This is a genomic window from Pseudolysinimonas sp. (genome assembly GCF_051954455.1).
GTDB lineage: Bacteria > Actinomycetota > Actinomycetes > Actinomycetales > Microbacteriaceae > Pseudolysinimonas.
The window spans coordinates 1-10,262 of sequence record NZ_JBQCHS010000031.1; the positions used below are offsets into that span (position 1 = coordinate 1).

6 protein-coding genes are annotated in these 10,262 nt (G+C 72.6%); 5 read left to right on the forward strand and 1 reads right to left on the reverse strand.

What is annotated here, in order from left to right; all coding sequences use genetic code 11:
* Window positions 1–397 precede the first annotated feature (397 nt).
* Window positions 398–2,053: a LuxR C-terminal-related transcriptional regulator gene (locus tag ACTHM3_RS13415; RefSeq protein ID WP_440406642.1), complete on the reverse strand. Its 1,656-nt coding sequence runs from the start codon at window positions 2,051–2,053 to the stop codon at window positions 398–400.
* Window positions 2,054–2,191: 138 nt separating this feature from the next.
* Here ACTHM3_RS13415 and ACTHM3_RS13420 point away from each other — a divergent pair, with 138 nt between their 5' ends.
* The 5 genes from ACTHM3_RS13420 to ACTHM3_RS13440 all read left to right on the forward strand — a co-directional run bounded on the left by ACTHM3_RS13420 (window position 2,192) and on the right by ACTHM3_RS13440 (window position 10,146).
* Window positions 2,192–4,075, forward strand: coding sequence for an ABC transporter ATP-binding protein (locus tag ACTHM3_RS13420; RefSeq protein ID WP_440406651.1), 1,884 nt, complete (start codon window positions 2,192–2,194; stop codon window positions 4,073–4,075).
* Window positions 4,076–4,121: 46 nt separating this feature from the next.
* Window positions 4,122–5,483, forward strand: a complete 1,362-nt coding sequence (locus ACTHM3_RS13425; protein ID WP_440406644.1) for a cystathionine beta-synthase — start codon at window positions 4,122–4,124, stop codon at window positions 5,481–5,483.
* 25 nt (window positions 5,484–5,508) lie between these two features.
* Window positions 5,509–6,669 carry a cystathionine gamma-synthase gene (locus tag ACTHM3_RS13430; protein WP_440406645.1) on the forward strand — a complete coding sequence of 387 codons (1,161 nt, stop codon included), beginning with the start codon at window positions 5,509–5,511 and terminating at the stop codon, window positions 6,667–6,669.
* Between the two features lie 67 nt (window positions 6,670–6,736).
* Complete coding sequence (locus tag ACTHM3_RS13435; RefSeq protein WP_440406647.1) at window positions 6,737–8,023, forward strand: glycosyltransferase; 1,287 nt, start codon at window positions 6,737–6,739, stop codon at window positions 8,021–8,023.
* A complete protein-coding gene (locus ACTHM3_RS13440; protein WP_440406649.1) occupies window positions 8,023–10,146 on the forward strand; it encodes an ArnT family glycosyltransferase in 2,124 nt (707 codons plus the stop codon). Before ACTHM3_RS13435 ends, ACTHM3_RS13440 begins: the two co-directional genes overlap by 1 nt.
* The last annotated feature ends 116 nt before the right edge of the window (window positions 10,147–10,262 follow it).

A 10,262-nucleotide genomic window follows, 5' to 3' on the forward strand; every position in this document is an offset into this window, starting at 1 on the left:
AACCCGCCATGGCGCCGTCCCCTCGGGGGGGGCGCATTCTGCGGTCCCGCCGCGCCGCCGCTCCTGCGGCGCGGGTCGCTGCGCGATCGCGACGAGCGCGGTCGCCGCGATCGCTGTGGAGACGAGATCGGGCCGATCCGATCGGCTCTCCTCCGGGCGGTTTCGGCAAGCTCGAGCGGCGGGACGACACCCATCGCGACGTGCGCACCCACCCGGCCATAGCGACATCGGCGACCGCGCTCGGATGTCGCGCAGCGACGGCGCGCCGCAGAAGCGGCGGCGCGCGCCCAAAGAACACAGAGGGGCGGGACCTCCGGTAACCAGCCGTTCGATCCCGCCCGATGTCGTACTCGGAGAACCGGGATCAGGGACGGTTCACCGCGTGCAACCAGTGAATCTAAGCATGTGCATCATCATCCGGCGCGACATCCGTGGCGGGTGAATCGCGGGTGATCTCGCGACTCGCGAGCTCGTGCAGGCCGAGGGTCCGTGCCCGCCGGATCGCCTCCTCCCGAGTGCTCACGCCGAGCTTGTGGTAGACCCGCCGCAGGTGCGTCTTGACGGTGTTGGGCGAGATGTACATCGCGGCCGCGATGGCGGCGACGGTCGCGCCCCGCTCCGCCTCCGCGAGCACCAGGCGCTCCCGTCGGCTGAGCGGCTCGATGACCTGCTGGGCCCCGTCGGTCGCGCGGCCGGCCTCTGTCAGGATCCGGCGGACCTCGGGGCTCTGCTCCCGCTGGAGGGCCGACGTCACGAGCCGGGCCAGCATCGCGGGAGGCACCGATCGCAGCGGCGCGCGCGAGCCGGATCGCGCCATCCCGACGAAGGCGAGGTCGACGTTGAGCGCCGACGTGGCGCCGTCTCCGAGCCGGTCGGCGATCGCGGCGCGGAGGAGCCGCACGTGGAGCGCGCTGCGCTGCGCATGCCCGTCGCCGAGCGCCTCGCAGTCGCGGAGAGTCGCGTCGGCACCGTGCAGGTCGCCTCCGGCGAGCAGCTGCGCGGCGAGGTAATGACCCGAGCAGAGCACATGGTGCTCGTACGGGCGCAGGGCGGCGAGGATCTCCCATGCCTCGTCGCCACGGCCGAGCGCGCCGAGCTGCGAGGCCCGCACCAGCGCCGTGTAGTCGCGGCCGAAGCCCGCGACATCCCACCGTCGGAACTCGCGGTCCGCCTCGCCGAGGAGATCGAGCGCCTCGACCGGCCGGCGGCGGATCGCGCGCAGCGCCCCGCTGACGAGGCGGGCGTACGGCTCCCACTCGGTGCCGTTCGCCGCCGCGATCAGCTCCGGCTCGATCGCCGCCGCGTGCTCGGCCTGCGTGCGGTCGATCGCGAGCATCATCTCGGCGGCGTACCCCGGCGCCGCGAATCCGCTCCGGGCGAGGGCCGTGTCGGCGACGAGCGCCCGGGCTTCGAGCGCGAGCTCCTCGGCCGTCCGGGCGTCCGCGAAGCCGAATTCGAGCACCGCCAAGGCCCCGAGCGCCTCCGCGCTTCCCGCTCGGCCCAGATGGGCGGTCAGCCCGCGCGCGGTGAGGAGATGATCGCGGGATGCGTCGTGCCGGCCGGCGTGCAGCTCGAGGACCCCGCGCTCGAGAGCGCATCGGGCGCGGACCTCCATGACGGCGGGCAGCGGGCCCGCCAGCCCGTCGTCGACGATCGCGTCCGCCTCGTCGAGTTTGGCGCGGGCCGCCTCGAGCCGCCCGACGCTCCGGAGAGCGCCCGCATGCCCGACGAGCACCGCGGCGAGGCAGTGCCGGGGCGTCTCCGGCGTCCCCGCGATCGCGTCCTCCGCAGCCGAGAAGTAGGCGAGCCCCGCCGCGCCGCGCACCGCGTCCGGCCCCCGGTAGCTCTGGCCGAGCGCCGCGGCGATCATCGGGTCGCGATGCCACACCTCGACGGGCAGGCGCTCGATGAGCTCGCGGAACTCCGCCCCGGTCTCCGCGGCGAGCGCATCGGCCACGGGACGCAGCAGCTCGAAGGCGACGGCGGCGTCGCCGCGATCGAGCTCGGCCACGACGGCGCCCCGGATCGACCGGGTGTCTGGGAACGACGTCACGTTGTGCTCCTGCGGGGGTCAGGACCGCGGCGACCGGTTCCCAGCTCGTCCGCCGCGGGATACCCCGGATTCTAGCGAAGCTGTGCGCGAACGCCGGAATCCCGGGTCGTCCGGCCGCCGTATCCTCAGCGGGTGAGCATGAGGGGCATGGGCGGCGGCCACGGTCGCGGCGGGCGGGTGTCGGGAGGGGACGCCGCAGCGCAGCGGGCCGAGAACGCGACGGCGCCCCGGATCCCGAACCTCCTCGGGAGGATCGCCGAGCTCTTCGCGCCCTGGCGGGTGCAGCTCGGCATCACCGTCGCGCTCGTGCTCATCGGCGCGGCCCTCAGCGTCGCGCCGCCGCTCCTCACGCAGCGGGCGTTCGACCTCGGCCTCTTCCCGGACAACGGCCAGTCGCCCCCGAACCTGCCGGTGCTCCTCGCCCTGGTCGGGCTCATGATCGCGCTCTGGCTGGCCTCCTCGGCGCTCGGCGTCTGGCAGACCTACCTCACGGCGCGCATCGGCAACAGCGTGATGGGCGCGCTGCGCGTGAAGCTCTTCTCGCATCTGCAGGCGATGGAGCTCGGCTTCTTCACGCGCACGAAGACCGGCGTCATCCAGTCCCGCCTCGCCAACGACGTCGGCGGTGTCGCGAACGTGCTGAGCAACACGGTGCAGAGCGTCATCGGCAACACGGTCACCGTCATCGCCGCCCTGGTGGCGATGCTCCTCCTCAGCTGGCAGATGACCGTCGTCGCGATCATCCTGCTGCCGGTGCTCGTCATCGCGCAGCGCCGCGTGGGCCAGGTCCGGGCGCGGATCGCGACCCAGACGCAGGAGTCGCTGTCGCAGATGACCGCGATCACCCAGGAGACTCTGAGCGTCTCGGGCATCCTCCTGGCCAAGAGCTTCAACCAGCAGCCGACCGAGATCCGCCGCTACAGCGACGAGAACACCAACCAGATCCGCCTGCAGGTGCGGCAGGCGATGAGCGGGCAGTGGTTCTTCGCGCTCGTGAGCGTCTTCCTCTCCGTGATCCCGGCGATCATCTACCTCGTCGCGGCGTGGCTCATCTTCCGCGGCGTGCCCGTCACGGCCGGCACGATCGTGGCGTTCACGACCGTGCAGGCGCGGCTCATGTTCCCGCTCATGGGGCTCCTGCGGGTCGCGCTCGACCTGCAGACCTCGTCGGCGCTGTTCGCGCGCATCTTCGAGTACCTCGACCTCGTTCCGGCGATCACCGACCGGCCCGATGCGCGCGAGGTCGTTCCCGCGCGCCTCGGCCACGTCGGGTTCGAGGACGTCGTGTTCCGGTATCCGGACGCTCCCGCCGACGGCGACGCGACGCTCCGCGGGGTCTCGTTCCGCATCGAGCCCGGGCAGTACGCGGCGTTCGTGGGGCCGTCGGGCGCGGGCAAGACGACGGTGTCCTACCTCGCGCCGCGGCTCTACGACGTCAGCGAGGGGCGGGTGACGTTCGCGGGCGACGACGTGCGCGAGCTGCGGCACGCATCCCTCATCGGGGCCGTCGGGATCGTGAGCCAGGAGACCTACCTCTTCCACGCGACGATCGCCGAGAACCTCCGCTACGCGAAGCCCGACGCGACGCAGGAGGAGCTGGAGGCCGCCGCGCGCGCCGCCAACATCCACGACACGATCGCCTCCTTCCCGGAGGGCTACGACACGATCGTGGGGGAGCGCGGCTACCGGCTGTCGGGCGGCGAGAAGCAGCGCGTCGCGATCGCACGCGTGCTCCTCAAGGACCCCGCGGTGCTGATCCTCGACGAGGCCACGAGCGCGCTCGACACCGTGTCGGAGCGGATCGTTCAGACCGCCCTCGACTCGGCGGCGCGCGGGCGCACCACCATCGCGATCGCGCACCGCCTCTCGACCGTGGTGAACGCCGACGTCATCTTCGTCGTCGACGCGGGCCGGATCGTGGAGCGCGGCACGCACCAGGAGCTGCTGCGCGCGGAGGGCGTGTACGCGCGGCTCTTCGCGGAGCAGCTCGCGGCCGCGGCGGTGCCGGAGCGGGTCGACTAGTTCCTCGACCCGCGTAACACGCAGCGTCGGAGCCTAGGCTCGACGGGTGAAGTACGCGGACTCCGTTCTCGATCTGGTCGGCGACACGCCGCTCGTCCGGCTGCGCTCGCTGGCCGACGGGATCGCCGCGACCGTGCTCGTGAAGGTCGAGTACCTCAACCCCGGGGGCTCGTCGAAGGACCGCATCGCGACCCGCATCGTCGAGGCCGCCGAGCGCGAGGGCCGGCTGAAGCCGGGCGGCACCATCGTCGAGCCCACCTCCGGCAACACCGGCATCGGCCTCGCCCTCGTCGCGCAGCAGCGGGGCTACCGCTGCGTCTTCGTCGTGCCCGACAAGGTCGGGGAGGAGAAGCGCAACGTGCTCCGCGCCTACGGCGCCGAGGTGGTGGTCTGCCCGACCGCGGTCGCGCCCGAGAGCCCGGACTCCTACTACTCCGTCAGCGACCGGCTCGTGCGCGAGATCCCCGGCGCCTTCAAGCCCGACCAGTACTCGAACCCGAACGGCCCGATCAGCCACTACGAGACCACCGGCCCCGAGATCTGGCGCGACACCGACGGCCGCATCACCCACTTCGTGGCGGGCGTCGGCACCGGCGGCACGATCTCCGGCGTCGGCCGGTTCCTCAAGGAGCAGAACCCCGACATCCGGATCATCGGCGCCGATCCCGAGGGCAGCGTCTACTCGGGCGGCACCGGTCGGCCGTATCTCGTCGAGGGCGTCGGCGAGGACTTCTGGCCGAGCGCCTACGACCCCTCGGTCGTCGACGACATCATCGCGAGCTCCGACGCGGAGTCCTTCGACACGACCCGCCGGCTCGCGCGCGAGGAGGGGCTGCTGGTCGGCGGCTCGAGCGGTCTCGCCGTCGCCTCCGGCCTGAAGGCCGCGCGTGACCTCGGCCCCGACGACGTCATGGTGATCCTGCTGCCCGACGGCGGCCGCGGCTACCTCGGCAAGGTCTTCAACGACGCCTGGATGCGGTCCTACGGCTTCCTGCCGCCGGAGGAGTCGCGCACGGTGTCCGACGTGATCGGCACGAAGGAGGCCGAGTACGAGGGCCTCGTGCACGTGCACCCGACCGACACGGTGCGCCACGTCATCGACAAGATGCGCCGCTTCAACATCTCGCAGATGCCCGTCCTGAGCGCCGAGCCGCCCGTCGTCATGGGCGAGGTGGTCGGTTCGATCGACGAGCGCAGCCTCGTGGAGGCGGTGTTCGACGGCCGCGCGCAGCTCACCGACGCGCTCGCGGAATTCGTGAACCCCGCGCTCGGTTTGATCGGGATGAACGACTCGGTCGAGGCCGCCCGGGACGCGCTCACACGGTCGGACGCCCTGCTCGTGACGAGCGAGGGCAAGCCGGCCGGGGTCATCACCCGGCATGACCTCCTCGCGTTCCTGAGCGACTGACACGCTCCCCACCAGAAAGACGCTCGTGCCCGACTTCACAACCTCGGCGATCCACGCCGGCCAGGACTTCGACCCGACCACCGGCGCGGTGATCCCCCCGATCTACTTCTCGACGACCTACGTGCAGGACGGCGTGGGCGGCTTCCGGGGCGGCTACGAGTACACGCGGGGCACCAACCCCACGCGCGACTCGCTCCAGGAGCTGCTCGCGGCGATCGAGGGCGGCGAGCGCGCCTTCAGCTTCGCCTCCGGTCTCGCCGCCGAGGACGCGCTGCTGCGCGCCATCCTGCTCCCCGGCTCCCACGTGCTCATGGGCAACGACGTGTACGGCGGCACGCACCGCCTCGTCGATCGGGTGCACGTGCCGTGGGGCGTGGGCCTGTCGACCGCGGAGATGAGCGACCTCGACGAGGTGCGCTCGGGCATCCGCCCGGGGGAGACGAAGGTCGTCTGGGTCGAGACCCCGTCGAACCCGCTCATGAAGATCACCGACATCGCCGCGGTCGCCGACATCGCGCATGCGGCCGGCGCGATCGTCGTGGTCGACAACACGTTCGCGACCCCGTACCTGCAGCAGCCGCTCGCGCTCGGCGCCGACGTGGTCGTGCACTCGACGACGAAGTACCTCGGCGGCCACAGCGACGTGCTCGGCGGCGCCGTGATCGTGAAGGAGGGCGCGGCGCTCGACGGGCAGCCGATCGCCGACCGGGTCGGCTTCGTGCAGTTCGGTGCGGGCGCGGTCTCCGGCCCGATGGACGCGTGGCTCACCGTCCGCGGCATCAAGACGCTCGGGGTGCGCATGGACCGGCACTCGGAGAACGCGCAGTATCTCGCCGAGAACCTGGTCGGCCACGCCAAGCTCCAGCAGGTCTACTACCCGGGCCTGCCGGACCATCCCGGGCACGAGCTCGCGGCGCGGCAGATGCGATCGTTCGGCGGCATGATCTCGGTGCGTCTCGCCGACGGCCCGACCGCCCGGCGGTTCGCGGAGTCGATGCAGTGGTTCCAGCTCGCGGAGTCGCTCGGCGGCGTGGAGTCACTCGTCTGCTACCCGGCCGAGATGACCCACGCCTCGGTCAAGGGCACCGCGCTCGAGGTGCCGGACTCGGTGGTGCGGCTGTCGGTCGGCATCGAGGGGCGCGACGACCTGCTCGGCGACGTGCTCGGGGCGCTCGACCGCCTATGAACCGCTCATAAGCGGTTCATAGCCGGCACCGGCCGCGCACCGGGGGCGGCCGCCCACCATCGGAGCCATGACGGACTCCGACCGACCCGGCGCCCCCGCTCTCGAGGTGGTGGTGCCCGTCCACGACGAGGCGGCGACGCTCGAGCGCAGCATCCGCGTCCTCCACCGTTTCCTCGAGGCGAGCCTCGACGAGACCTGGCGCATCACGATCGCCGACAACGCGTCGACCGACGCGACGCCCGCGGTCACCGATCGGCTGGCCGCCGAGCTGCCCGGGGTCGAGGCGCTGCACCTCGACGAGAAGGGCCGCGGCCGGGCCCTGAAGCGCGCGTGGCTCGGCAGCGACGCGGACGTCGTCGCCTACCTCGACGTCGACCTCTCCACCGACCTCCGCGCGCTCCCGCCCCTCATCGCGCCGCTGCTCAGCGGCCACTCGGACGTCGCGATCGGCACCCGCCTCGCGCGGGCGTCGCGCGTGGTCCGGGGGCCCAAGCGCGAGCTGATCTCGCGCTCGTACAACTTCCTGCTGCACCGGGCACTGGGCGTCACCTTCACCGACGCGCAGTGCGGGTTCAAGGCGATGCGCGCCGACGTCGCACGGTCGGTCCTGCCCCACGTCGAGGACACCGGCTGGTTCTTCGACACGGAATTGCTGGTCATCGCCGAGCGCGCCGGGCTCCGGATCCACGAGGTCCCGGTCGACTGGGTCGACGACGAGGACAGCTCGGTGGACGTCGCGAAGACCGCCGCGGCCGACCTCCGCGGCATGGTACGCGTGGGCGCCGCGATCGCGACCGGGCGGATCCCGCTGGAGCGCATCTACGCGGAGCTGGGGCGTCACCCCCTCGAGAGCCCCCGACGCCCGAGCTTCGTGGGGCAGGTCGTGCGCTTCGCCGCGATCGGCGCGGTGTCGACCGTCGCGTACGCGCTGCTCTACCTGCTCGTTGCGCCGCTCCTCCCGGCGCAGATCGCGAACTTCGCGGCGCTGCTCCTGACGGCGATCGCGAACACGGCCGCCAACCGGCGGTTCACCTTCGGGGTGCGGGGCAGGACGGGCGCCGCGCTGCACCAGGTCCAGGGGCTGCTGGTCTTCCTCCTCGCCTGGGGCATCACGAGCGGATCGCTCCTGCTCCTGCACCTCGTCCATCCCTCAGCGGGCCACACGGCGCAACTCGTCGTGCTGACCGCCGCGAACCTCGTCGCCACCCTGGTCCGCTTCATCCTGCTGCGGCTCTGGGTCTTCCGTCGGCAGCGGCGGCGGCCCGGGGACGAGCCCCCCGCGCGGCACGAGACCACCACGCGCGAGGACCTCCTGCGCGAGACCCCCATCCCCTTCGAGAAGGCGAGCGCCTGATGTCCACCTCCGTCCTCGACCGCCCGGCACCGGCCGGACCCCCGACGCCCCCGGCGTCCGCCGACCGCACCGCTCCGTCGGGAGCCGGGGCTCGGCTCCGGCGCGCCGCCCGCTGGATCGTCCGCGGCCGGGAGTCCGACGCGGCGTGGGTGCGCCCCGCGCTCCTCGTGCTCCTCGTCACGGCCGCCGTGCTCTACCTCTGGGACCTCGGAGCGAGCGGCTGGGCGAACTCCTTCTACTCCGCGGCGGTCCAGGCGGGCTCCGTCAACTGGGAGGCGTTCTTCTACGGCTCCTCCGACGCCGGCAACTCGATCACGGTCGACAAGCCGCCGATGAGCCTCTGGATCATGGCGTTGTCCGTGCGGATCTTCGGGCTCAGCTCGTGGAGCATCCTCGTGCCCGAGGCGCTCATGGGCGTCGCGACCGTCCTCGTGCTGTACCTCACGCTGCGGCGCAAGGCATCGCCCGGCATCGCGATCCTGGGCGGAGCGATCCTCGCGCTGACCCCGGTCGCCGCGCTCATGTTCCGGTTCAACAACCCCGACGCGCTCCTCGTCCTGCTCATGTCCCTGGCGGCATACTTCACCGTCCGCGGCATCGAGTCGGGACGGATGCGCTGGATCGTGTGGGCCGGCGTCACGGTGGGCCTCGGCTTCCTCACCAAGCAGCTGCAGGCGTTCCTCATCGTGCCCCCGCTCACGATCGCCTACCTCTGGGCCTCGCCGGCGCGGATCGCGAAGCGCCTCCTCCACCTGCTCGCGGCCCTCGGCGCCCTGGTCGCGGCGGCCGGCTGGTGGGTCGCGATCGTCGAGCTCGTCCCCCCCTCGATGCGCCCGTGGATCGGCGGATCGCAGACGAACTCCTTCCTCGAGCTCACCTTCGGCTACAACGGCTTCGGGCGTCTGACCGGCGACGAGACCGGCAGCGTCACGGGCGGCGGCGGGGCCGTCGGCGGCGGGGTGTGGGGGTCGACCGGGATCCTGCGGCTCTTCGAGAACGAGATCGGCGGGCAGATCACGTGGCTGCTCCCCGCGGCCCTCGTGCTCGTGATCGTCGGGTACGTCGCCGTCCGGCGCCTCCCGCGGATCTCGGTGCAGCGCGCCGCTCTCACGGTCTTCGCCGGCTGGATGCTCGTCACGGCCGTCGCGTTCAGCTTCATGGCCGGGATCTTCCACGCGTACTACACGGTCGCCCTCGCGCCGGCGATCGCCGGTGTCGTCGCGATCGGTGCGGGTGCGCTGTGGGCCCGACGCGGGCACCTCGCCGCTCGGATCGTCATGGCCGCGCTCGTGCTCGTGACCGCGGGGTGGGCCTGGGTGCTGCTCTCGGAGGCGTCGACGTGGCTGCCGGCGCTCAAGGTCGTCGTGGCGATCGTCGCCGTGGTCGCCGCAGCGCTGCTCCTGCTGCCGCCCCGCGGCGGCCGAGCCCTGTCGATCGCGACCGCGAGCGCTGCGCTCGTCGCGGCGCTCCTCGCGCCGACGGCGTACACGCTCGAGACGGTCTCGACCGCGCACTCGGGGTCGATCGTCACCGCCGGTCCCGCCCTCGCCGGCGGGATGGGCGGCCCCGGCGGGCGGTTCGGGGGCGCTCGCGGCGGCTTCGGCGGCGCGCAGGGGCGGGGCGGCCAGCCGCCGCAGGGACTCGGGCAGCAGGGGTTGGGGCAGCAGGGCCTCGCGCCGGCGGGCGGGACGGGGACCGGGACGGCCGGTGGAACCGGCACGACGGGCGGCCCGACCGGCGGGATGGGCGGCGGCCTCCTCAGCTCGAGCACCGTCTCCTCCGCGCTCGCGACCGCACTCCGCACCGACTCGGCGCGCTACACCTGGGCGGCCGCCGCGATCGGGTCGAACAACGCGGCCGGGTACCAGCTCGCCACCGGGCTCGCGGTCATGCCGATCGGCGGCTTCAACGGCAGCGATCCCTCGCCGACCCTCGCCGAGTTCCGGGCGCTCGTCGCGAAGGGCGAGATCCACTGGTTCATCGCGTCGGGCGGCGTCGGCGGGCGGGCGAACGGCGGGGCCGACGTCGGGTCGCAGATCGGCTCCTGGGTCGAGCAGAACTTCACGGCGACGACCGTCGACGGCGTCACCCTCTACGACCTGACCGCGAGAACCGGGGGATGATGCCGCGACAAGTGGGGGGAAGGCGGGCGCGAACCCCCGCCGGCTGCCGCCGCAGCAAACCTCCACGGCGGGCGGGGGGGCCCCCCCCCGCCACAAAAAAACTCAATAAGAATTAA